Below are 22,362 nucleotides of genomic sequence, written 5' to 3' on the forward strand. Positions count from 1 at the left end.
TACTCGCTAATAATTTTCCTTTCTTTATTTTTGCACATTTGGGATGCTCCCAAATGCTGACTGCAAAGAGCGACTCAAGGAAAGACTGAGAATGCGGACAATAACCAGTGAGACAATGAATGCAACAATCATAATACAGAAGAAAGTAGCGAAATTAACGGAATTTGCAAATGCCTGAAATTGACTTGCTTGTTTTTGCCTCTCATCTAAAAGCTGCTCTTCTGTTTGCAGCATCTCACTAAGCTTTTGTCTGATTGCATCCATAATATTTTTACCTTTATCTGAAAGAATCAGAGCTAGTACTTCTTGCTCTTTACCAGCTTTTTTGAGAGCGATCGTTGTTTCTAACTCGCTCATCTTTTCTTGGGATAACTCCTCAAATTTATCTAAACTCTGGACTTGCTTTTGATTGTCTGAAATCTTTTGTCTTAAATATTTAAATTTATCCTTCAGGTAATTTCTAGCAATTTCATAAGGCTCTAAATATTGTTGTTTGTTTGTAATAATAAATCCTCTTTGTCCAGTTTCAGCATCAACCAAGATTTTTTCAATTTCTTTTAAATCCAATTTAACTGAATAGGTATGCGTTACTAAAGTAGCAGAATTAGCTAGAGAATCGTTTGCTGATTTAGCCACAAAACTAGCAATACCTGTTAAGATAACAATGATTCCAAATCCACCAATGACAAATTGATTAATTCTAATTCCTTGTTGCATATATTTTTGATGTTTGACTTTTTCCAAATAGGTGTATTAGGTAAAATGCGAAAGTCAGCTTTTAAAATTGGATAACTATTTCCACCATGCTATACTAAACCACATCTATTTTGAGAACCATATTTTTCAAGTAGTGTGAGTATCTTGCTTCCTGCTGATATTAGCGGACAAGATGTCCGCACTACTCCAAGTTTCCAAATGGATGAGGTTTTAATGTACGTTTCTGGATGGATAAGAATTGCTTGAGGTTTACCCAATTCGCCAATTAGATTTTTTGCAAAAGTAAATTTTGCCAGAGGCAGATGAAGGTTATATAGCAAAATAGTTCAGAATGAGCAACAAAACACTTGTAGAGACGGCGATTTATCGCGTCTCGAAAACCCAAAATTGTTGCCAGTAACCTTTAACTGAGCCGTATTGGGTTATATGGGTAGGCTCATACAGATATAAGCCTTTATGACTGATTCATTTGTTGTAAATATTTTTGAACATAATGTCAAAAGTCTTTTGAAATACTTGCAATTCTTAGAGTTCCCAGATCGTAAACGAGATTAACAGTTTGCATATTCAATTTTGAAACAAATTATTAAGCGCTATCCTGATTCACTTCTTCTTTAGTCGGTGAATTCGCTGCCAAAGGATATTTGCGCTACCAGCATTTCCTTGATGTTCTCTGAGTAATGCCAAATGAATAAGTGCCTCTTCATGGGTAGGTTGCAGATAGATTGCTTTTTGAAAAGATTGTTCCGCCTGCTCATTTTGTGCCATTGCTTGCTGTACCTGACCAAGTAGAAGATACGCTTCAATACTGACCTGATTTTGGTTCAGATAGTCGTTGCATAATTTAGCAGCTTCATTCAACTGACCTTGATTAGCTAAGTTTCTGGCTGTTTCTAACAAATTTTCCTTCAGGTCTTTTGGTAATATGGGGTTTTGAGGAGGAAGATTCAATCTCCCTTGTGCGGCAAACTTGGAATGGTTTTTGTTCGGTAGTTGTCGCTTGTTGAGAACATCGATATTTTTGCTTGTAAAGTCTTGTTTGTGAAGATTGGGATGATGATTTTTGCGAATATTTTCGCACGTTGAAGACTTTCGATGAGCAACTACTGAATCTTGACGAACTGAAACAAATTCAGTTTTCGATAATAACCAAGCTTCAGCATGTCCAACAAATAGCAAACCTTGCAGGTTTAGCAACCTTTTTAGAACTCCAATAGTATGTACCTTAGTAGCACTATCAAAATAAATCAGCAGGTTACGGCAAAAGACAATATCATAGGGCGGCGTACCCAATAAAAAATCGGTATCTACTAAGTTACTGTGCAGAAAATTCACCATACATCTTACCTGTTCGCACAGGCGATATCCTGCCTCAGTTGCCTGAAAATAGCGCTCTTGAAACGATTGGCTATTGCCGCGAAACGAGTATTGATTGTAGATTGCTCGTTGGGCTTTTAATAGGCACTTGTTGCTAACATCAACAGCATCGATGTGAATGTTTGTTGGATTTAATCCTGCTTCCAAAAGAGCGATCGCAATGGAATATGGTTCTTCACCCGTTGCACAAGGTACACTCAAAACCCGCAATACGCCTTGGGGATTTTTTGGCAACCACTCAGATAATACGTAATGTTTCAGAAATGCAAAAGACTCTGGTTCTCGAAAAAACCAAGTTTCTGGAACAATTACACTGTCAATCAGCGCTTCCCATTCCTGGGTAGATACCTGTAACTTCCCCAGATAGTGAGCAATATCCGTGATGCCGCAATCTGCCATGCGTTGATAAATTGCACTAGCGATCGCATCAGCACCAATAGAATTTGCATCTAAACCAATCTTGCTTTTTAGTAAAGCTTCAATAACAGATTGTGCCATTTATAGAGTCTTCAGACCAATCTAAAATCTAGTATTGTGATGACTTTCTGGCAAGAGATTTACTTGCTGTGCTTCTGACAACAAGTACTCAATGCGAAGGCACTGAATCATCCCTCGGTCATCTACAATCATTTTGCCCAAATATGGCGCTGTATCTATCTGAATATTGGGATCGACAAATTCAGACTCAGACTGATGTAATGTTTCTACAACTTGTTCTGTCATCAAACCCAAAATATAGGGAGCCTGAAGTTCTGTATTATTACTTCCCCAATAATTGACTAGGACAATTCTAGTACTCAGATACTCACTGGAGGGTTTACCACGCATCAACTGGCATAAATCTATTACTGGTACAATGCGTCCGCGATAGTTAAAAACACCAGCGATATGCTCAGGCTGGTGGGGCAAACTTTTGAGTACAACAAGTGGTATTACTTCTACAACCTGTCGGCTTTCTATGGCATATCGCTCATTTCCAATGTTGAGAAGTAGCATTAACACTAATTTACATCTCCATTGCTAGCTTTGATGTTCCTTGTAGGCTATGCAAGATGCCTATTCTATAGTAATGAGAAATTTATTGCAGGCATATTCTAAAAACTATATGCTACTTTGTCAGAGTTTTAGGGAACTCTATTACTAGAACCTTAGATATAAATAAAAGTTAATTCTTTAGGATATTTACTTTTGTGTAATGACCTATTGTATAAATCCTCATTGTCCAAAACCTGTTGACCCAGTGAATGCAAACAAACTGATTTGCTGTAACTGTGGGTCAGAAATACTACTGCAAGGTCGCTATCGGGTACTCAAACAACTAGGACAAGGTGGCTTTGGTAATACTTTTGAAGTTGACGAGTGTGGGAAAACTAAAGTTTTAAAAGTGCTGACTGAGAAGAACCCCAAAGCCATTGAACTGTTTCAGCAGGAAGCAAAGGTTTTGAGTCAGTTAAACAGTGCGGGTATTCCCAAGGTAGAACCAGATGGTTATTTTACTGTTTTACCTAAAAATAGCTCTCTACCATTGCACTGTTTAGCAATGGAGAAAATTGAAGGCGTAAATTTAGAGCAGTGGATGGAATTTCGTAATTATCAACGTCTTTCTGAAGCTCAAGCTCTCAATTGGCTAAAACAACTTGTAGAAATTCTCGCTTTAGTACACGCTCATCAATATTTTCACCGTGATATTAAACCTCAGAATATCATGCTGCGGCCAAATGGGCAGCTTGTCTTAATTGATTTTGGTGCAGTTCGACAAGTCACGACAACCATTGTGGCGGGAAATTCCCATACCAGAATTTTTTCACAAGGCTATTCACCGCCAGAGCAACAAAACGGTTATTCGGTACAGCAGTCAGACTTTTTTGCATTGGGACGGACTTTTATTTTTCTGCTCACAGGTAAAGAACCCCAGGATAAAGAAATTTATGACCCTCTGACTAACGAGTTGCACTGGCGAAAATCTGCACTCAATATTTCTCCACTTTTGGCAGATTTAATCGACCATTTGATGGCTCCTACTGCAAATCATCGTCCTCAAAACACGCAAGTGATTTTGCAGAAATTGAACGAAATTGAAAAAGCGTTACAAATGCCTAGAATACTATGGCAGCAAACGAAAATTCAATCAATCAATGGGTCTAAATCTGCTGCGTCATTTAGTTCTGTTGCTACTGTATCAGTTAGTGGAGTTAAATCAGTCAACGCGTCTTCTAGCCAGACTCAAAAAAGCCAAAAACTTTGGCAAGTTCTCATCGGTTTAGGACTGGGATGTTTTGCTGTTGTTATTGCGGCTATTAATCAACCAAACACCAAAAATCCGGTTTCTGTTTCTCCTGTAGAAAATGTTCCGGTAGCTATTCCTAGTCCAGTTACCCAAATTCCTGAAATTCCATTAACTGTTAAATCTCAACCTACAATAAGTCCTTTAACTTTGCCTACATCTGACAAAGTAGAAACTGAGCAAGCTCAAATAAAAGAGGTAGAAAAGCAAAAAAAAATTAAGGCTGCTTTAAAAGCAGAGCAAGAGAGACAAGCAGCTATTAAAAAAGAGGCTGCTGTCAGAACAGAAAGAGAGCAGTTAGAAGCTGTGATGAGGAAAAGAAGAGAGATGAGGGAAAAAAGAGAGCAATTAAATCCTGATATAAGGGAAAAGGAACCTCAAGATGCTTTAGTAACACAAAAAAAGCAACAAGATTATAAACAGCAACAGACAAAAATTAGCCTTGAAAAAGTTAAACAAGTTTACTTGCAAACTAAGCAGCAACCAAAAAAAACTGTAACAACCTCAAATCAACGGCAATTACCACCTAAGCAACAAGTTATAACAGAACGACCAGAAAATACAGTAGATACAAATAATGATGGTACTAATATTCCTAATCCTTGGGAATCTACATATCCCATACCTAAAACTTCTGATGAATTAGAACAAGTAATAAGAGAAGGAAATAAATGAAAAAATTCGCAGTTAAAAGCTTAATCACTTTAGTGGTAACTAGCTCGGCTTTGTTATTAGCACCAATGAGAAGTGATGCACAGATAAATATCAACAGACTAACTCAGGTGGCAAAAAGCTGCCAAGAAGATATACTTTCTTTTAATTATTACAAGCGAATGGGATTTGATACAAATAGTATTAATTACTATCTTAAAAATTCCTATAACCAAGAGCAAGCAATCAGTCATTGTGTATATTCTCGATACCATTACTCCTCAGTATTGACTAAATATGCTTGGCTTGATTCCACTGGAGAAATACTTGCCGGGTATCCTGGTTCTGTTGTTGTTGCATCTCTAGCAAGCGTATTTGGAGGTTATGATAAAACTTCTATTTTAGACTGTATTGTCAATCAAGATATATCGAGTCAAGAATGCTCTCTAACAAAGTCTATACTTGGTAGTGGAGTTTCTTTTAGAGACAGGGTACAAGAATGGTATACAAGTTATAAAGTTAACGTTTGTCCTTCTTGTGTTCTTGCCCATGATGAGGTATATGGTTCACGAGAAGAAATTTTAAAAGCTTTTATCAAATGGTTTTTTACCCTTGAAAAAACACAAAGAAGAGAATTGATTTCGCTTTTAGGGGATGGCGATCAAGCTCGTAAATTGAGATTAGTAATAGCGGGTGAATCTAGTGCAGCCTTAAAAAAATATTTGGAAGTACGCCAAGAAGTTCAAGAGCAGGAACAGGAGCGCCGTAGACAAGATGTACTTGGTAATTAGGTGGTGTTAAAAGAGTAGTGTAGTAGAATTATGTTGGGTTGCGGCAAGTAAACCAAACACCAACAAATTTAATTTTCTCAAAAATACCTGATGCCCTTACTTTCAGGCTGCCATGTATGACAATATCTGTAAATTCCTTGCCGAAAACTTCAAAGATGACTTGGCAACTTGATTACTCGGTTCACAGCACAATAGAATCTTGGCTTAAACCACCGATACCAGCAGGTACAAATACATGAAAAGGTAAAATAGCACGTCTAATTTTTGAAGTGAATGGTGCGATAATGGTATGGGGACTAAGAGCATTTGCCCGATCAATTTGCACTACTACGACAGGTCTAATCCCTGCTTGTTCTGTACCAATAACAGGATTTAGATCGCACAAAACTACATCTCCTCTTGAGATATCTACCACTGGATTTCTCCACGCGCCAAGCGTTCTTCATAATCTTCTAAATTAGATAAATATTCTGAAAAATCTGATTCTACTATTTCTAACGACTCGCTAAACTGAAGCCATAGTTCCCAGTTTTTACCACTATGCTTCATTAATAGGAAGTCGATAAAATCACTTACTTCCTGAACTAAAGCTTCTGGCATTTGCCGGATTTTACCAATAGTTTGGTCTTGTATGCTCATGATAAATATTCTCAGATGGATTTCTGTTTATCCACAAAAGTCAAAAACCTGGCGATTAGAAATGGCCAGGTCTAAAATTTAAACTAAAACTCAGCACTTTGGGGTGTACGCGGGAACGGAATCACATCACGAATATTTCCCATACCAGTCATAAATTGCACGAGTCGTTCAAAACCTAGTCCAAAACCCGCATGAGGAACAGTACCGTAACGACGCAAATCAAGATACCACCACAAGTCTTCTGGCTTTAACCCCTGCGCTAACACACGGCGTTCTAATACTTCTAAACGTTCTTCCCGTTGAGAACCGCCGACAATCTCGCCAATTTTGGGTGCAAGAATATCCATTGCCCGAACGGTTTTTTCATCGTCGTTCAAGCGCATATAAAAGGCTTTAATTTGCGCTGGGTAATCTGTGACAATTACTGGCTTTTTAAACTGTTGTTCAGCCAAGTACCGTTCGTGTTCTGATTGTAAATCTAAACCCCAACTCACTGGATATTCAAATTTGACATCAGCTTTTTCTAAAAGTTTGATGGCTTCTGTATAAGTTAAGCGTTCAAACTGATTATTAATAATATTTTCGGCTGTTGCCAACACAGATTTATCAATGCGTTCATTAAAAAATTCCATATCTTCTGGGCAAGTTTCCAACACATATTTAAAAATGTGTTTCAGAAACGCCTCAGCTAAATCCATATCGCCTTCTAAGTCACAAAAAGCCATTTCTGGCTCAACCATCCAAAATTCTGCTAGGTGACGGGAAGTGTTGGAATTTTCTGCACGGAAGGTAGGGCCAAATGTGTAGACGTTACTAAACGCCATCGCCATAACTTCTGCTTCCAACTGGCCGCTAACTGTTAAATATGTGGGTTTAGCAAAAAAGTCTTGGCTGTAATCTACTGCTTGGTTTTGTGTGCGGGGAATATTCTTTAAATCTAAACTGGTAACGCTAAACAGTTCACCCGCGCCTTCGCAATCGCTAGCAGTGATGATCGGTGTGTGTACCCACAAAAAGCCTCTTTGTTGGAAGAATTGGTGAATTGCTGCCGAACAAGCATTTCTGACGCGGAAAACTGCACCAAAAGAATTGGTACGCGATCGCAAATGTCCAATAGTTCGCAGAAACTCAAAGGAATGGCGTTTCTTTTGCAGGGGATATGTATCGGGATCGGCTTCTCCGAAAACTTTCACGGACTCGGCTTTCAACTCAATCCTCTGTCCTTTACCAAGAGAAGCCACTAGTACCCCTGTCGTCTCAACAGCAGCACCCGTATTCAGTTTTTTCAAAATAGCTTCATAGTCTGGCAAATCCTGATTAATGACGACTTGCAAATTAGCTAGTGATGAGCCGTCATTGACTTCAATAAAAGCAAACCCTTTGGACTCGCGCTTCGTCCGCACCCAGCCTTGAACTAGGAGAGACTCATCAGGTTGGCCACTTCGCAATATTTCTGCAATTCGTCGATTTACCATATTTACCCAGCATAAGACTTTAATATCCAGCCTATGATAACGCCCATTCCACCAAAGCGGACGACTTGCCAGAAAGGTTTTTTGAGGCTACGCCAAGAAAATAACTGGCTTTCTAAGTTCACTTCTAGCCTTTCCAACTGCTGTTGAATGTGCCGTAACTCTGCTTTGATTTCTGGTGTCTGAGATTTATTGTGCTTTAGTTGATCCCGGCGCTGTTGCCATTGTGCCTGTTGTTGGCGATCGCGCTGCACTCGATCGTAACGTTCTTTTAAGGATAGGAGCGATCGCTCTACTTCCTCTAATTCTTGTTCAAAATCTGGTTCGGGATTTTCTGCTGACGGCTGTGATTGTTTTGGCGGCTTCATTTACAAGTAGTAAACTAAAATTAAATATTAATCAATTGTCATTAGTCATTAGTCATTTGTAATTTTTCAAAGGACGAAGGACAAAGGACGAAGGCCAAAAGACAAAGGACTCATAATTATGTCTCAATCTACTCAGCTGCCTAAAACCAGTCAACTGAATGAATTTAGTACTCTGGAACTAGCTCAAGCCCTCATGGAAAGGCTGACTATTTCCCCTAACGATTGGCATCGCCTCAAGTCTAACCGCAATTCCCGCGCTAATGAACAAGTGGCAGCAGCTATTGTGTATCTTTTAAAGAATCAGCCAGAAGAAGCTCAAGCTAGATTACAACAAGCAGTTGGTTGGTTAGATCGCTCCATTTCTGCCCCTCCCTGTCAAACTCACGGAAAAAGTTAAAAGTTAAGAGTTAGGAGTTATGAATTATTACTCAACTCCTAACTTTTAACTCCTAACTCCTAACTAAGTTACCGCCGCAGAGATAATCCCCGGCGATTTTCCATTTGTTTACAAAGTCTCAATTCTGTGCCTTTCCGGTTCCACTCTACCCGATCAAAAATTTGATGTAGAAGACATAAACCACGACCATTTTCTGACTCATCTGGTGGAAGATAGTCTGTTGGTTCTTCATTACTAGTAGATGAAGGAGTAAAACCACTACCCTGGTCTGATATTATCCACCAATATTGATTATCTATTACGGAAAAACGAACTACAACTGTTTTACTCGGATCGAGATTATTACCATGTTTAGCTGCGTTGACTAGGGCTTCTTGAAGTCCTAGCCGCAGTTCTGCTTGTAATCTTGCTGGAATTTCTGCCAACAATAAGTCTAATATGGGACAAAGGTAGAGGGTTGAGGCAAAACTAATAGTGCCCCAATAACGTCCAACTGGACGGAGTGAAATAGTAATCACAAGAGAAACCCCATAGCTTTCAGTTAGCTAGACATCAGTTTGCTATTACAGTCACCCTGATAAAACTTGAGGTGGTCATGCTGCCTTCAAACTTGCGTCTTTAAAACTAAATTTTGAAAATGCTAGGGAGCATTGGCTCTATAACTATGAATTGCGATTGTTTAGATATATCGGCTGGAAGAAATTTGATAATGAGGTCAGCAAATTAAGAATATGCTGTTAATTTTAGAGAGTATTGGCATACTCTAATTAGTTGCCGATTTATCATTCACACAATCTTCTTCATATTTTTCAGAACCTATGCTACTTGAATTTATTTAAACAAAATGAATTTTTATTTTTCGCTTAATTCAATTTTAGCATCTTTAGTATGCACTAGACTAAAAATTTCAAATTTCAGTTTTTTTGAAGGAATTACTAACCTTGTCAACAATGTGATAACACAAGAAAGGCGGCAGCTTCAACATGAGCAGTTTGAGGAAAAAAATCAGCAGGTTGTACCCGTGTGATGGTATATTGCCCATCTTGACAAAGCAATTTCAGGTCGCGGGCGAGGGTAGCTACTTTACAGCTGACGTAAACGATCCTATATGGTTTCAATTGCCGTAAAGTATCTATGACTGCGCGATCGCACCCCTTACGTGGCGGATCGAGTATTACTACTTCTGGTATTGTGCCCATTTGGGGAAGCAATTTCTCTACTGCCCCGAAAAGGAAAGTCACATTATCAATTCCGTTGCGGTGGGCATTCAAAATTGCTTGTTCTACTGCTGCTGGTTGCACTTCTAATCCTGTAGCAATACGTACTTTTTTGGCAAGAGGCAAAGTTAAAGTCCCAATACCACAGTAGGCATCAACTAGGAACTCATGCCCTTGAAGATTGAGTTCTGATTGAATTACCTGTAATAGTGCCTCTGCTGTTTCGGTATACACTTGGAAAAATGTATCTGGGCGTACTTGAAATTCCAGTCCAGCAAAATTTTCACGCAGGTGGGGGACTCCAGCGATGCAACGGGTTTCTGATCCAAAGATAGCATTTGTGCGATCGCTATTGCGATTGAGCGACACTCCGACTAACTGCGGATAGCGCTTTAACCATTCCTGGGCTTGGGTTGCAATTCCTGATAAATTCCAGTCCTTTACCACCAAAGTCAGCAACATTTCCCCAGTGTGTCGCCCAATGCGTAAACCGAGATGGCGAATTTTTCCTTGGTGGCGGTGTTCGTCGTAAATTTGCCAACCTTGCTGTTGAATATCCTGCTTAACTTCGGCAAGTAAGGGATTTAATCGCGCATCTTGGACTGGACATTGATTTAAATTAATTAATTGGTGACTACCTTTTTGATAGTAACCAGCTTGTACTTGTCCTGTTGCCGATAGCGAGAGAGGATATGTAGATTTGTTACGGTAACCCAAAGCAGAAGGGGCAGCAAGTACCGGATCTACTGGTGGTTGGATAAAACCGCCAATACGTTCCAAAGCTTGGATAACTTGATTTTGTTTGGCTACTAGCTGGTAATCATAATTAATATGCTGCCACTGACAACCGCCGCACTTATCCGCCACAATACAGCTAGGTCGGATACGGTGGAGGGATGGCTCCAATAGCTCTTGGAGCTTACCGTGGCCGTATTTTGGTTTAATGTGTACCAAGCGGACAATGGCGCGATCGCCTGGGACAGTATCTGGGACAAACACTACACGCTCATCAGCGCGTCCCACACCATCACCTGTATCACTCAGGTTAGCGATCGTCACTTCAATTAATTCACCCTGTTGCCAAATTATTTTAGTCATTTGTCATTTGTCATTTGTCATTTGTCATTTGTTACTGGGCATTGGGCATTGGGCATTGGGCATTGGGCATTGGGCATTGGGCACTTGTACTGAGCGAAGTCGAAGTATTGGACATTAGTTATTAATTCTTCTTCCCCTGCCTCCCCTGCCTCCCCTGCTCCCCTGCTCCCCACTCCCCACTCCCCCAAATAGATAAATTCAATACATAAGTAGCTCCTATCCCTTCACTTGTGTACCTCCAACTCGCTAAACTAACAGATAATATTTCAGGTGATTTCAATAATCATGACTGTAATTAGCCAAGTTATTCTCAAAGCCGACGACGAACTGCGTTATCCCAGCAGTGGCGAACTTAAAAATATCAAAGACTTTTTGCAAACCGGTGTACAACGGACGCGGATTGCGGCTACCTTAGCTGAAAACGAAAAGAAGATAGTTCAAGAAGCAACTAAACAACTTTGGCAGAAGCGTCCTGACTTTATCTCCCCTGGAGGTAATGCTTACGGCGAACGCCAACGCTCTCTATGTATCCGTGATTTTGGCTGGTACTTACGCCTAATTACTTATGGTGTACTTGCCGGTGACAAAGAGCCAATCGAAAAAATTGGTTTGATTGGTGTGCGGGAAATGTACAATTCATTGGGCGTTCCCGTGCCTGGAATGGTAGAAGCGATTAATTCCCTCAAAACAGCCTCCCTTAGCTTACTGAGTGCGGAAGACGCTGCTGAAGCAGCACCTTACTTTGATTACATCATTCAAGCGATGTCTTAATACAAAGTGTGTGCTGGTTCTAAGAATATACTTCCGGTCTACTAAAGTGAGTGCGAGATACTAGCACTTGATAGGCATAAGATCCCCAATTCGATCGTACCTTCCCCACATTTGGTAGTGGCTGTGGCAAAATCTCTGTCAGGTTACCAACCAGTTGTGGGGAAATTTTATGGATATGGGCATGGGGCATTTGACTAATGACCAATGACCAATGACCAATGACCAATGACTAAGGACAAATACAAAAAACCGACAGTCCTTGATTAAGACTGTCGGCTATTAAGTGTGTTCCCTATTAATGACTCGGCTAGAGTTCAGTTGTCATTAATTATGCCTAGTTACCGATCGCTGGGGGACGATCTTAATCATCGATATGTGTGATTCTCGTCACTTGATTGTTACATCTAAACTGCATATACCCGAATAATCTCTGAGTGAGACTAGACTCACGTAAGTAAAGGAGCTAGAAATTTCACCAAGATTAAAAAATAAAGTTATCTTTACAGACTAAAGCATTTTGTGTGCTATTGATCTTCATCTTGTCTATCTCATGGTCGAAATAATCCTGTTGAGTGCATTCTGGGGTTTTACTACTCCTCCATCAAAGAAATAAGTTTGCTTGTAAAAAAGGCTGCACAAGCATTTTCTACCAATTATTTACCAAGATGGAAATACAAGTATTTAGTTAAAGTTTAAATTAAAGAGCGATCGCGCTTCAATTAAGAACTGTACTTACAGGGCAAGTAAATCGATAGAATAATGCTCTGTCCCCCCAGAGTGCATTACTTCCATGACTGCAACCTCAAAACCAGCTTTTTCCCCCCAAGAAATTGCGGCTGTTGGTCTTAAACCAGAAGAATACGCAGAAATTGTCCGTCGGCTAGGCCGTCATCCCAACAAAGCTGAACTGGGAATGTTTGGTGTCATGTGGTCTGAGCATTGCTGTTACAAAAATTCTCGACCTCTACTCAAACAATTTCCCACCGATGGCCCCCGCATCCTCGTGGGGCCTGGTGAAAATGCTGGTGTTGTAGATTTGGGTGATGGACTCCAACTAGCTTTTAAGATTGAATCTCACAACCATCCCTCAGCAGTCGAACCCTTTCAAGGAGCTGCAACAGGAGTCGGAGGTATTCTCAGAGATATTTTTACAATGGGTGCGCGTCCCATTGCCCTATTAAACTCGTTACGCTTTGGTTCCCTAGAAGATCCCAAAACTCAACGGCTGTTTAGCGGTGTGGTGGCAGGAATCTCTCATTATGGTAACTGTGTGGGAGTACCCACCGTTGGCGGCGAAGTCTACTTTGACTCTGCTTACTCTGGTAATCCTCTGGTGAACGTTATGGCATTGGGGTTGATGGAAACCTCAGAAATCGTCAAATCTGGAGCATCTGGCTTAGGCAACCCCGTGCTGTATGTTGGTTCCACCACTGGGCGCGATGGTATGGGAGGCGCGAGTTTTGCTAGTGCAGAATTGAGCGATCAATCCATAGACGATCGCCCTGCTGTGCAAGTGGGCGATCCCTTTTTGGAAAAGTCGTTAATTGAAGCTTGTCTGGAGGCGTTTAAAACGGGTGCAGTTGTCGCCGCCCAAGATATGGGAGCTGCGGGAATCACCTGTTCTACCTCAGAGATGGCGGCAAAAGGCAGTGTGGGAATTGAACTAGATTTAGATAAAATTCCCGTCAGAGAAACGGGGATGGTTCCCTATGAATATCTGCTTTCGGAATCTCAAGAACGAATGCTGTTTGTTGCTCATAAAGGGCGCGAGCAAGAATTAATCGACATTTTCCACCGTTGGGGACTTCAAGCCGTTGTTGCTGGGACAGTTATCGCCGATCCTATTGTGCGAATTCTCTTTCAGGGTAAAGTAGCAGCAGAAATTCCCGCTGAAGCTTTGGCAGAAAATACCCCACTGTATAACCGGGAGTTATTGGCAGAAGCACCAGAATATGCGCGTCAAGCTTGGGAATGGACACCTGATTCCCTACCTCCTTGCACAATTGCTGGAATAGAACTTCCAGGAGGACTGCAAAATTGGAATGATATTCTCTTAACTTTGCTCGATACACCCACGATCGCTTCTAAAAATTGGGTATATCGTCAGTATGACCATCAAGTACAAAATAATACGGTAATACTGCCAGGTGGCGCAGATGCGGCTGTTATCCGCTTACGCCCTTTGGAAGAGGACAAGGGGACAAGGGGACAAGGAGGACAAGGAGACAAGGAAACCCTCAATGCCCAAAGCGGTGTGGCGGCAACGGTAGATTGCAATCCTCGTTATGTTTATCTTGACCCTTACGAAGGAGCTAAGGCAGTGGTGGCAGAAGCTGCACGCAATCTTAGTTGTGTGGGTGCTGAACCTTTGGCGGTGACGGATAATCTGAATTTTGGCTCTCCAGAAAAACCCATTGGTTACTGGCAATTGGCAGAAGCTTGTCGCGGTTTGGCGGAAGGTTGCCGAGAATTGGCGACACCAGTCACAGGCGGAAATGTCTCTTTGTACAACGAAACTCTTGATTCTCAAGGCATCCCACAACCCATTTATCCCACTCCTGTTGTCGGTATGGTGGGCTTGATTCCCGATCTAACCAAAATTTGTGGTCAAGGTTGGCAAGCATCCGGCGATGTGATTTATCTTCTGGGATTACCTCTGGCATCCCAAATCAGTTTGGGAGCATCTGAGTATTTAGCTACTATCCACAATACTGTTGCCGGAAAACCACCACGGGTTGATTTTGACTTGGAACGCCGCGTCCAGAAAGTTTGTCGTGAAGGAATTCGTAATGGTTGGGTACGTTCAGCTCACGATTCTGCTGAAGGGGGAGTGGCGATCGCACTAGCCGAATCTTGTCTTGCTGGCAACCTTGGTGCCGAAATCAATTTAGAAATAGCGCAAACACAGTTAAATCGACTTGACGAGGTGTTGTTTGCCGAAGGTGGTGCCAGAATTTTAGTTTCTGTAGCATCAGCAGAACAAGAAATTTGGGAATCATATTTACAGGAACATCTCGGTCAAGAGTGGCAAAAACTGGGTGTAGTTAGTAATTTTGAGACTGGTTTGGGGGTTTTTACCACTGATAACCAAACCTTAATCAAAGTTAGTATCGAAGATATGAACGATCGCTATTCCCATGCGATCGCCAAACGTCTCGCCATCCATACCACTACTTCTGAGCGCTGAATGCTGAGTATTTAGACTTCACTCACAACTTTTAGCGTCTCTGAGCAAATTTACGGTACTGTTTTAATGGATGGTTAAAGATTTGTTAAGAACTCCCCAGCCATCTAATAATCCCAGTGACTGACTACCAATTTTAGATTTTGAATTTTAGATTTTGGATTAGGGGCGTTGCTTCTAGTTCATATCTTGCTCTTACTGGGCAAAAAATCTAAAATAGCCATTCTAAAATCCCAAGCCGCATCTTTACACGGTGCGATCAATCCAAAATCGTCAATCGTTCGACTGAGCGTAGCCGAAGTCTCAAATCCAAAATTGATTGACCCCCCCCCACCAGGAGCAAAGCTAGCATGATTTCTATTCATTCTGTCACTTCGGATGAATACCCCGACCAGACCAACAACCCAATCAATAGTCATGAAAATCAACCTGACAAGCCAGAAGAAGCTTGTGGTGTTTTTGGCATCTACGCCCCAGGAGAAAACGTTGCTAAACTGACCTACTTTGGATTGTATGCCCTCCAGCATCGGGGTCAAGAATCAGCTGGTATTGCCACTTTTGAGGGGACAAAGGTACATCTCCATAAAGATATGGGCTTGGTGTCTCAAGTCTTCAATGAATCTGTCTTGGATCAATTGCCTGGTAGTCTTGCTGTTGGTCACACTCGTTATTCCACCACAGGTTCTAGCCGCAAAGTTAATGCCCAACCCGCAGTACTAGAAACCCGTTTAGGTTCAATAGCTCTTGCACACAATGGTAATTTAGTCAATACTGTGCAACTACGTCAAGAGTTGCTTGAGAATAAATGTAACTTAGTGACAACAACAGACTCAGAAATGATCGCTTTTGCGATCGCAGAAGCCATAGATACGGGCGCTGATTGGCTAGAAGGTGGAATTCAGGCATTTCAACGTTGCCAAGGAGCCTTTAGTTTAGTTATTGGCACTCCCGTCGGCGTTATGGGTGTGCGCGATCCTAATGGAATCCGCCCGTTAGTAATCGGCACTTTGGCAGGTAATCCAGTCCGTTACGTTTTGGCTTCCGAGACTTGTGGTTTAGACATCATTGGAGCCGAATATCTGCGAGATGTAGAACCAGGTGAATTAGTTTGGATTACTGAAGAAGGTTTAGCTTCTTATCATTGGAGTCAAAAATCTGAGCGGAAATTGTGTATCTTTGAAATGATTTACTTTGCCCGCCCTGATAGCGTCATGCACAACGAGAGTTTGTACAGCTATCGAATGCGATTAGGACACCAGCTAGCTAAAGAATCTTTTGTAGATGCCGATATTGTCTTTGGTGTTCCTGATTCTGGTATACCTGCTGCTATTGGATTTTCCCAAGCGTCTGGTGTCGCTTACGGCGAAGGACTGATTAAAAATCGCTATGTTGGGCGAACCTTCATTCAACCAACCCAAACCATGCGGGAATCGGGTCTGCGGATGAAACTCAACCCCCTCAAAGATGTACTGGTAGGTAAACGAGTAATTATTGTAGACGACTCGATTGTACGGGGTACTACCAGCCGTAAACTAGTCAAAACTTTGCGTGAAGCAGGTGCAGTAGAGGTACACATGCGAATTTCGTCTCCGCCTGTAACTCATCCCTGCTTCTATGGCATCGATACCGATTCTCAGGATCAGCTAATTGCTGCTACCAAGTCAGTAGCAGAAATTGCCAAGCAGCTGGAAGTAGACAGCCTTGCCTATCTGAGTTGGGAAGGAATGCTAGAAGCGACACGAGAAGACACCAATAGTTTCTGTTCTGCCTGCTTTACCGGAGATTATCCTGTGGTGATTCCTGAGCAAGTGAAGCGTTCTAAGCTGATTTTAGAAAAGGTAGTGGTATAAGGGCTTTAACAGAAGAACCCCACCCCGCCAAAGCTACGGTGTACACACAAGTCCTTCTCACCCCCTCTAACTCCCCCTTGGTAAGGGGGAGAACCGGATTTCCCCCCTTTGCAAGGGGGGATTAAGGGGGGTAAATCCAAGGTTTGGGCTTAATTGACAGGATGTGTGTACACTGTAGCCCCGCAAGCGAGGAGGGGATTAAGGAATGGGGTGTAAGATTAGGATTCTTCTGGGGATGATTCTGATTTTTCTGGCTTGAGTAAAGGGAAAGCGATCGCATCCCGAATACTGGCACAATCAGTTAATAACATCACCAAGCGATCGATCCCAATCCCTAAACCACCTGTAGGCGGCATCCCATATTCCAAAGCGGTGAGAAAGTCTTCATCTACACCTTGGGCTTCTAAATCACCAGCAGCTTTTCGCGCCGCTTGTGCTTCTAAACGTTCTCTTTGGTCGATGGGATCGGTAAGTTCTGAGAAACTATTCCCAGTTTCTCGCCCGACTATAAATAACTCAAATCTTTCCACCAAACCAGGTTGAGAACGATGGGGTTTTGCTAAGGGCGAAATTTCTACAGGGTAATCAATTACAAAGGTAGGTTGAATTAAATTGGCTTCTACCTTCTCTTCAAAGGCTAAATTTAGTAACTTACCAATTGATTGAGCTTCATCTATACCAGGAATAGCAGCATTTTTACTTGCTGTTTTTGCTTCTTCCAAACTTTGGAACGAATTAAAATCCAAGCCTGTAAATTCTTTAACTAAATCGTGCATTGTTACCCGCCGCCAAGGTGGTGTTAAATCTATTGGTTCCCCTTGGTAGGTGATTTCTAATGTGCCGAGTACCTCTTGGGCGACAGTAGTAATAATCCCTTCTGTCAGCGCCATCATATCGTTGTAGTCGGCGTAGGCTTGGTAAATTTCAATCGTCGTAAATTCGGGATTGTGTCGAGTCGAAATTCCCTCATTGCGGAAAATTCGCCCCAACTCAAATACCTTTTCAAAACCACCCACAATTAACCGCTTGAGATGGAGTTCTGTGGCAATTCGCAGATACAACTCCATTTCTAAAGTGTTGTGGTAGGTGATAAATGGACGCGCATCTGCACCCCCAGTTTCACTTTGCAAAACTGGCGTTTCAATTTCCAGAAAATCCCGTTCTTCTAAATAACGACGAATACCAGCAGTAATTTGAGCGCGACGGCGAAAAGTTTGCCGTACTTCCGGGTTTACAATCAAGTCAACGTAGCGCTGACGGTAACGCTTGGCAACATCCGTTAATCCATGCCACTTGTCGGGTAGGGGCAACAGGGATTTCGTGAGGATAGTATATTGTTTAACGTAGACAGATAACTCGCCCTTTTCAGTCCGTTTAATAGTACCTTTAACTCCCAGGATATCGCCTGCATCTGTGAGTTGTTTTAAATGATTGAAGGCATCAGCATCAATATTTGCCATGCTTTCTTGGATGCGATTTTTATCCAGATAAAGCTGAATTGTACCGGTTTCATCTTGCAAGGTGAAAAAAGCCAGTTTACCGAAAACGCGACGCGCCATAATGCGTCCAGCTATGGCAACTTCCAAATCGACTTCTTCGCCACTGGATAAATCGGCAAATTTTTCTTGCAACTGCGCTGCATGATGGGTAGATTCCCAACGATAGGCATAAGGGTTAGTCCCTAGCTGCTTGAGTTGTTCTACTTTCTCCAGCCTTGCGGCTCGGATATCTTCTTCCGACATGGTAACGAACTAAATAGGGCAAGATTAATTATAGATGCTGCCAAAGTTGAGAGTAAAAGATAATCGCCTAAAAGTGATGTGCGTAGGCGTAGCCCACCGTAGGTATCGCTAAAGGAAATCCAATGACACAAACTAGAGTGCGCCTGTGGACTGTAAACGAATATCACCGGATGTTTGAAACGGGTATTATTACAGAGGATGAACGGGTAGAACTGATTAACGGGCAAGTTATCCCGATGAGCGCCAAAAATCCTCCCCATGCAGCGACAACGCTGTGTGCATCTGATTATCTTAAGCGGCTGCTAGCAGAAGTTGCCTTAGTTCGGGTGCAAGATCCGATTCAGTTAAGCGAATACTCGGAACCTGAGCCAGATATTGCTGTTGTTCAGATTGATGCGCGAAAGTATATCGATCGCCATCCCGCACCGAATGAAATCTTTTTACTCATTGAGGTAGCGGATACAACACTAGAAACAGACCGTAAACAAAAAGCGCCTCTTTATGCGAAAGCAGGAATTACTGACTACTGGATTTTGGATGTGAATCAGCGTCAGGTTTATGTTTTCCGCAAACTAGGTTTGAAAGGTTACAATCTTGAATTTATTTTGCAGGAGGATGCAACGTTATCCCTGATTGCCTTTCCAGAAATTGAAGTCCAGATTAGTCAAATGTTTCCATAACTTTTACAAATCAAACTTTTACTTCTGTCCAGTTTTTAGCAAATGCCTAGATGAAATAGCCTTCATTTTCAAGTTAGTAAATTGCACGATCGCCTTTACAAAATCTTGCTGTTCTGGTTGTAAATTTAATTTTTCTAAAGCTTGCTTGATATTATTACCAGCCCGGAGATTGTGAGTAAGTTGGGCACGTTGGGCTGAGTTTAACACTGCCTCAATTTCCCTATTTCTTCTCTGACGCACAGCCTGGAGTTCTTGACGCTGTAAAGGAGTCAGGTTAATCTCCAACAATGTGGAGTAGTTTGCAGCTTTGGTAGTTTGGGCGAAAATAATACCAGAAGTAGTATTGATTTGAACGGGTGCAGCTAAGGCAATTCCCGGTATGAAGAGGACAAGAGCAAGAATATTAGCTAACACAGATAGCCGTTTTGTCAAGTAAATTGCCATATTGAGAAATATCTAGTACACTGCGGCGGAAGTTTGCTTACTTTAACAAGTTGCTCAAGTCCCAAAACCAGGAATTAAACGCTTGATGGCACGACCGGCAACGTCGCCATAGCGCAGTTCTCCACACAGAATCTTACCCATGATTTTCGCACCGGAAGGACGCTTAACACCAACTTTGTAGCCAATGCTAGGAAAGCGATAAAATGCTCCACCTAATTTTTGCGCCCAAGCCATTTCAGTACCCCATTCTTCATTAATGGCTTCGCTATATTTTTCTAAAGCGTTGGTATCACCAGAAAGTGCTTCATTAATGGCTCCTGCTGCAATTAAACCGCTAAAAATTGACGGGCGAATGCCTTCTGCTGTCATCGGATCGACTACACAAGCTGCTTCCCCAGCTAAAACTGCATTTTGAGTATGCAACTTTTGGTTGCCATCCCACAAGCAAAGAGGATAGCCATATTGCTTGCCAGTTTTGATATCTACATTAAACGATCGCGCATACTCATCTAAAATTTTCTTAAAATCCTGCGGTTTGCCGCCGACAAATGTACCGACACCAATGGAATAACCATCAGCTTTTGGAAAATTCCAAATGTAGCCGTTTTTCACCAAGCCAAACTCGAAATGAATTGTCGATTTATCCTTGACTTCCGCGGCCACTTCTGCTTCCAAAGCTCCTGCTAAACGGCGTTTACGATCTTTGAAGCCTAGCCATTTTGCCATTGGCCCTTTGACACCATCAGCTGCGATTAAGTAGCGACCTGTAACCGAGCCATTAGCTGTGTTAACTTGCCAATAGTCGCTTTGAAACTCAATACCCGTTACTTCCGTATTATCTCGTAGTTCAGCTCCTTGCTTTTGCCCTTGCTGCACTAGGAAATGGTCAAAAATATCTCGTCGCACCATCCAGACTGGTTCTTTGGTGGCGATTTTTGCTTCTACAGGGTCGCCCAAATTCCAGGTAAAGCGAAGGGAGTCGGCTTTTACAGAAATTACTGGGCTAAAATCAAAGTCGAACCATTGAGCGATCGCTGGAGATACACCACCACCACAAGGTTTATATCTTGGCAGAGATTCTTTTTCCAACACTAATACTGAGCGACCTTGTTTGGCTAAATGATATGCAGCTGTTCCACCAGCTGGCCCAGCGCCGACGATGATGCAGTCGTACATATTGAATTTTTGCTCCAGAATTAGTTTATTTTCTATTGAGTAGGGGCAATTGATGAATTGTTCCTACTTTAATTATTCATGTCTACTTACTTACTCGATCAATTTTTCTAGAATTTATGCAATAACTTAAGAAATGATAAAGGCTGAAGAATTTATCCATTATCCTTCAGCCTTTATACTTAAGACTTGAGACTTTAAACAGTCGTGATGTCTTTTTCTTTTTCTGCCAACAGTGCATCTATTTTGGCAGTATACTCATTTGTCAATTTTTGCAACTTGTCTTGTTGGTCTTTTGATTCATCTTTGGAGATTTCAGAGGCTTTCTCCTGTTTGCGAATGGCGTCTATAGCATCGCGGCGAATGTTACGAATAGCAACACGACCCTCTTCAGCATACTTGGATGCCATTTTGACAAATTCTTTACGGCGTTCGCTGGTTAAGGGCGGAATATTTAACCGGATTACAGAACCGTCGTTACTAGGTGTTAAACCCACATCTGAGAGGGAAATAGCCTTCTCAACGATGTTTAGGGTGTTGCGCTCGTAGGGTTGAATTAAGATTGTCGTAGCATCTGGCGTGCTAATATTTGCCAGTGATTTCAAGGAAGTAGGCGAACCGTAATAGTCCACCAATACCTTATCTAATAGACTCGCATTGGCGCGACCAGTGCGAATCGAGTTAAAAGCTCGTTGAGTTGCCTCAACGGTTTTTTGCATCGTACTTTCAGCTTCAGCTAATTTCACAAGAACCTCCCACAAGGGTGCCGATGGATTCTCCCAAGACTGCTCGGTGGATATTTCCTCGCACCGTTAGGTCAAATACCAGAATTGGGATATTATTTTCTTTACACAAGGCGATCGCAGTACTATCCATCACCCGCAAATCTTGGGCTAAAACGTGCGCGTAGGTTAAGCTATTGTAACGCTTGGCGTCAGGATAAATATGAGGATCGGCATCATATACTCCATCTACTTTGGTGGCTTTAAAAATCACCTCAGCATCGATTTCTGCTGCTCTTAATGCCGCAGTCGTATCTGTAGTAAAAAAGGGATTTCCAGAACCAGCACCAAAAATTACCACCCGTCCTTTTTCAAGATGACGGATGGCACGACGACGGATATATGGTTCTGCTAATTCTTGCATAGCGATCGCGGTTTGCACCCGCGTCTGTACTCCTATGTGTTCTAGCGAATCTTGCAGCGTCATGGCATTCATTACCGTGGCAATCATCCCGATATAGTCAGCGGTTGCCCTGTCCATCCCCGCCGACGCTGCTTTAACGCCACGAAAAATATTGCCGCCGCCAACAACTATGGCGATTTGAGTACCAGTGGCTATCACCTCTGCTAATTCTTGTGCTATTCCTTTGACTACTTCTGGATCAATGCCATAGCCCATGTTGCCCATTAAGGCTTCACCGCTCAGTTTGAGTAAAACCCGTCGGTAATTCGTTCCCATGAAGTTACGCTTTATCAAAAAAGTTGCAATTGCCTCCAATTTAAGA

The 22,362-nt window shown here is 42.0% G+C and carries 22 protein-coding genes; 7 read left to right on the forward strand and 15 right to left on the reverse strand.

The window, feature by feature from the left end; genetic code table 11:
• Positions 1-24 precede the first annotated feature (24 nt).
• The 3 genes from RM049_RS29625 to RM049_RS29635 all read right to left on the reverse strand — a co-directional run bounded on the left by RM049_RS29625 (position 25) and on the right by RM049_RS29635 (position 3,090).
• Positions 25-744: a CHASE3 domain-containing protein gene (locus tag RM049_RS29625; protein ID WP_322706708.1), complete on the reverse strand. Its 720-nt coding sequence runs from the start codon at positions 742-744 to the stop codon at positions 25-27.
• A 576-nt stretch (positions 745-1,320) separates the two neighbouring features.
• A complete protein-coding gene (locus RM049_RS29630) occupies positions 1,321-2,592 on the reverse strand; it encodes a CheR family methyltransferase (RefSeq protein WP_322706709.1) in 1,272 nt (423 codons plus the stop codon).
• 21 nt (positions 2,593-2,613) lie between these two features.
• On the reverse strand, positions 2,614-3,090 hold the full coding sequence (locus tag RM049_RS29635) for a chemotaxis protein CheW (RefSeq protein WP_322706710.1): 477 nt from the start codon (positions 3,088-3,090) through the stop codon (positions 2,614-2,616).
• Positions 3,091-3,289: 199 nt separating this feature from the next.
• On the opposite strand from RM049_RS29635, the gene RM049_RS29640 reads away from it, so the two are divergent.
• Both RM049_RS29640 and RM049_RS29645 read left to right on the forward strand, forming a co-directional pair.
• A complete protein-coding gene (locus tag RM049_RS29640; protein ID WP_322706711.1) occupies positions 3,290-5,053 on the forward strand; it encodes a serine/threonine-protein kinase in 1,764 nt (587 codons plus the stop codon).
• Complete coding sequence (locus RM049_RS29645; RefSeq protein ID WP_322706712.1) at positions 5,050-5,820, forward strand: hypothetical protein; 771 nt, start codon at positions 5,050-5,052, stop codon at positions 5,818-5,820. Before RM049_RS29640 ends, RM049_RS29645 begins: the two co-directional genes overlap by 4 nt.
• A 181-nt stretch (positions 5,821-6,001) precedes the next feature.
• Here RM049_RS29645 and RM049_RS29650 read toward each other — a convergent pair whose 3' ends face one another.
• From RM049_RS29650 to RM049_RS29665, 4 genes are all read right to left on the reverse strand, one after another.
• Positions 6,002-6,235 carry a type II toxin-antitoxin system PemK/MazF family toxin gene (locus tag RM049_RS29650; protein WP_322706713.1) on the reverse strand — a complete coding sequence of 78 codons (234 nt, stop codon included), beginning with the start codon at positions 6,233-6,235 and terminating at the stop codon, positions 6,002-6,004.
• Complete coding sequence (locus tag RM049_RS29655; RefSeq protein ID WP_229456950.1) at positions 6,229-6,459, reverse strand: DUF2281 domain-containing protein; 231 nt, start codon at positions 6,457-6,459, stop codon at positions 6,229-6,231. Before RM049_RS29655 ends, RM049_RS29650 begins: the two co-directional genes overlap by 7 nt.
• Positions 6,460-6,542: 83 nt before the next feature.
• Entirely contained in the window at positions 6,543-7,934 is a 1,392-nt protein-coding gene (asnS, locus tag RM049_RS29660) for an asparagine--tRNA ligase (protein ID WP_322706714.1), read from the reverse strand.
• A gap of 2 nt (positions 7,935-7,936) precedes the next feature.
• Positions 7,937-8,299, reverse strand: coding sequence for a hypothetical protein (locus RM049_RS29665; RefSeq protein WP_322669711.1), 363 nt, complete (start codon positions 8,297-8,299; stop codon positions 7,937-7,939).
• Positions 8,300-8,417: 118 nt separating this feature from the next.
• Here RM049_RS29665 and RM049_RS29670 point away from each other — a divergent pair, with 118 nt between their 5' ends.
• Positions 8,418-8,696, forward strand: a complete 279-nt coding sequence (locus RM049_RS29670) for a DUF6439 family protein (RefSeq protein ID WP_322669712.1) — start codon at positions 8,418-8,420, stop codon at positions 8,694-8,696.
• Positions 8,697-8,764: 68 nt separating this feature from the next.
• Here the strand turns inward: RM049_RS29670 and RM049_RS29675 are convergent, their stop codons facing one another.
• Positions 8,765-9,214 (reverse strand): anti-sigma regulatory factor, encoded by a 450-nt coding sequence (locus tag RM049_RS29675; protein ID WP_322669713.1) that lies wholly within the window; start codon positions 9,212-9,214, stop codon positions 8,765-8,767.
• A 426-nt stretch (positions 9,215-9,640) separates the two neighbouring features.
• Positions 9,641-11,011 carry a 23S rRNA (uracil(1939)-C(5))-methyltransferase RlmD gene (rlmD, locus tag RM049_RS29680; RefSeq protein ID WP_322706715.1) on the reverse strand — a complete coding sequence of 457 codons (1,371 nt, stop codon included), beginning with the start codon at positions 11,009-11,011 and terminating at the stop codon, positions 9,641-9,643.
• A 285-nt stretch (positions 11,012-11,296) separates the two neighbouring features.
• Here rlmD and RM049_RS29685 point away from each other — a divergent pair, with 285 nt between their 5' ends.
• Positions 11,297-11,782, forward strand: a complete 486-nt coding sequence (locus tag RM049_RS29685; protein ID WP_094348587.1) for an allophycocyanin subunit alpha-B — start codon at positions 11,297-11,299, stop codon at positions 11,780-11,782.
• 19 nt (positions 11,783-11,801) lie between these two features.
• Here the strand turns inward: RM049_RS29685 and RM049_RS29690 are convergent, their stop codons facing one another.
• Positions 11,802-11,972: a hypothetical protein gene (locus RM049_RS29690; protein WP_322706716.1), complete on the reverse strand. Its 171-nt coding sequence runs from the start codon at positions 11,970-11,972 to the stop codon at positions 11,802-11,804.
• Positions 11,973-12,572: 600 nt separating this feature from the next.
• Between RM049_RS29690 and purL the strand changes: the two genes are divergently transcribed.
• Together purL and purF are read left to right on the forward strand one after the other, a co-directional pair.
• Positions 12,573-14,969: a phosphoribosylformylglycinamidine synthase subunit PurL gene (gene purL, locus RM049_RS29695; RefSeq protein WP_322706717.1), complete on the forward strand. Its 2,397-nt coding sequence runs from the start codon at positions 12,573-12,575 to the stop codon at positions 14,967-14,969.
• Between the two features lie 347 nt (positions 14,970-15,316).
• On the forward strand, positions 15,317-16,816 hold the full coding sequence (gene purF, locus RM049_RS29700) for an amidophosphoribosyltransferase (RefSeq protein ID WP_322687677.1): 1,500 nt from the start codon (positions 15,317-15,319) through the stop codon (positions 16,814-16,816).
• 218 nt (positions 16,817-17,034) lie between these two features.
• On the opposite strand, the gene lysS is transcribed toward purF, so the two are convergent.
• On the reverse strand, positions 17,035-18,558 hold the full coding sequence (gene lysS, locus RM049_RS29705; RefSeq protein ID WP_322706718.1) for a lysine--tRNA ligase: 1,524 nt from the start codon (positions 18,556-18,558) through the stop codon (positions 17,035-17,037).
• Between the two features lie 122 nt (positions 18,559-18,680).
• On the opposite strand from lysS, the gene RM049_RS29710 reads away from it, so the two are divergent.
• Complete coding sequence (locus tag RM049_RS29710) at positions 18,681-19,238, forward strand: Uma2 family endonuclease (protein ID WP_322706719.1); 558 nt, start codon at positions 18,681-18,683, stop codon at positions 19,236-19,238.
• Between the two features lie 18 nt (positions 19,239-19,256).
• On the opposite strand, the gene RM049_RS29715 is transcribed toward RM049_RS29710, so the two are convergent.
• The 4 genes from RM049_RS29715 to pyrH all read right to left on the reverse strand — a co-directional run bounded on the left by RM049_RS29715 (position 19,257) and on the right by pyrH (position 22,316).
• Positions 19,257-19,682: a hypothetical protein gene (locus tag RM049_RS29715; RefSeq protein ID WP_322706720.1), complete on the reverse strand. Its 426-nt coding sequence runs from the start codon at positions 19,680-19,682 to the stop codon at positions 19,257-19,259.
• Positions 19,683-19,736: 54 nt separating this feature from the next.
• Positions 19,737-20,858: a geranylgeranyl reductase family protein gene (locus RM049_RS29720; protein ID WP_322706721.1), complete on the reverse strand. Its 1,122-nt coding sequence runs from the start codon at positions 20,856-20,858 to the stop codon at positions 19,737-19,739.
• A gap of 194 nt (positions 20,859-21,052) precedes the next feature.
• Positions 21,053-21,601 (reverse strand): ribosome recycling factor, encoded by a 549-nt coding sequence (frr, locus tag RM049_RS29725; RefSeq protein ID WP_322660513.1) that lies wholly within the window; start codon positions 21,599-21,601, stop codon positions 21,053-21,055.
• On the reverse strand, positions 21,588-22,316 hold the full coding sequence (pyrH, locus tag RM049_RS29730) for a UMP kinase (RefSeq protein ID WP_322669722.1): 729 nt from the start codon (positions 22,314-22,316) through the stop codon (positions 21,588-21,590). The genes frr and pyrH overlap by 14 nt, the downstream gene beginning before the upstream one ends.
• Between the last annotated feature and the right edge of the window lie 46 nt (positions 22,317-22,362).

The organism is Nostoc sp. DedQUE04 (genome assembly GCF_034530995.1).
Lineage (GTDB): Bacteria > Cyanobacteriota > Cyanobacteriia > Cyanobacteriales > Nostocaceae > Nostoc.

Bases quoted from the DNA above. Each gene is read 5' to 3' on its own strand.
- RM049_RS29655 (WP_229456950.1), bottom strand. From the start codon at position 6,459: ATGAGCATACAAGACCAAACTATTGGTAAAATCCGGCAAATGCCAGAA.
- pyrH (WP_322669722.1), bottom strand. From the start codon at position 22,316: ATGGGAACGAATTACCGACGGGTTTTACTCAAACTGAGCGGTGAAGCC.
- RM049_RS29635 (WP_322706710.1), bottom strand. From the start codon at position 3,090: ATGCTACTTCTCAACATTGGAAATGAGCGATATGCCATAGAAAGCCGA.
- RM049_RS29720 (WP_322706721.1), bottom strand. From the start codon at position 20,858: ATGTACGACTGCATCATCGTCGGCGCTGGGCCAGCTGGTGGAACAGCT.
- purF (WP_322687677.1), top strand. From the start codon at position 15,317: ATGATTTCTATTCATTCTGTCACTTCGGATGAATACCCCGACCAGACC.
- RM049_RS29640 (WP_322706711.1), top strand. From the start codon at position 3,290: ATGACCTATTGTATAAATCCTCATTGTCCAAAACCTGTTGACCCAGTG.
- RM049_RS29710 (WP_322706719.1), top strand. From the start codon at position 18,681: ATGACACAAACTAGAGTGCGCCTGTGGACTGTAAACGAATATCACCGG.
- RM049_RS29645 (WP_322706712.1), top strand. From the start codon at position 5,050: ATGAAAAAATTCGCAGTTAAAAGCTTAATCACTTTAGTGGTAACTAGC.
- RM049_RS29690 (WP_322706716.1), bottom strand. From the start codon at position 11,972: ATGCCCCATGCCCATATCCATAAAATTTCCCCACAACTGGTTGGTAAC.
- asnS (WP_322706714.1), bottom strand. From the start codon at position 7,934: ATGGTAAATCGACGAATTGCAGAAATATTGCGAAGTGGCCAACCTGAT.
- lysS (WP_322706718.1), bottom strand. From the start codon at position 18,558: ATGTCGGAAGAAGATATCCGAGCCGCAAGGCTGGAGAAAGTAGAACAA.
- RM049_RS29630 (WP_322706709.1), bottom strand. From the start codon at position 2,592: ATGGCACAATCTGTTATTGAAGCTTTACTAAAAAGCAAGATTGGTTTA.
- purL (WP_322706717.1), top strand. From the start codon at position 12,573: ATGACTGCAACCTCAAAACCAGCTTTTTCCCCCCAAGAAATTGCGGCT.
- rlmD (WP_322706715.1), bottom strand. From the start codon at position 11,011: ATGACTAAAATAATTTGGCAACAGGGTGAATTAATTGAAGTGACGATC.
- RM049_RS29665 (WP_322669711.1), bottom strand. From the start codon at position 8,299: ATGAAGCCGCCAAAACAATCACAGCCGTCAGCAGAAAATCCCGAACCA.
- RM049_RS29685 (WP_094348587.1), top strand. From the start codon at position 11,297: ATGACTGTAATTAGCCAAGTTATTCTCAAAGCCGACGACGAACTGCGT.
- RM049_RS29715 (WP_322706720.1), bottom strand. From the start codon at position 19,682: ATGGCAATTTACTTGACAAAACGGCTATCTGTGTTAGCTAATATTCTT.
- RM049_RS29670 (WP_322669712.1), top strand. From the start codon at position 8,418: ATGTCTCAATCTACTCAGCTGCCTAAAACCAGTCAACTGAATGAATTT.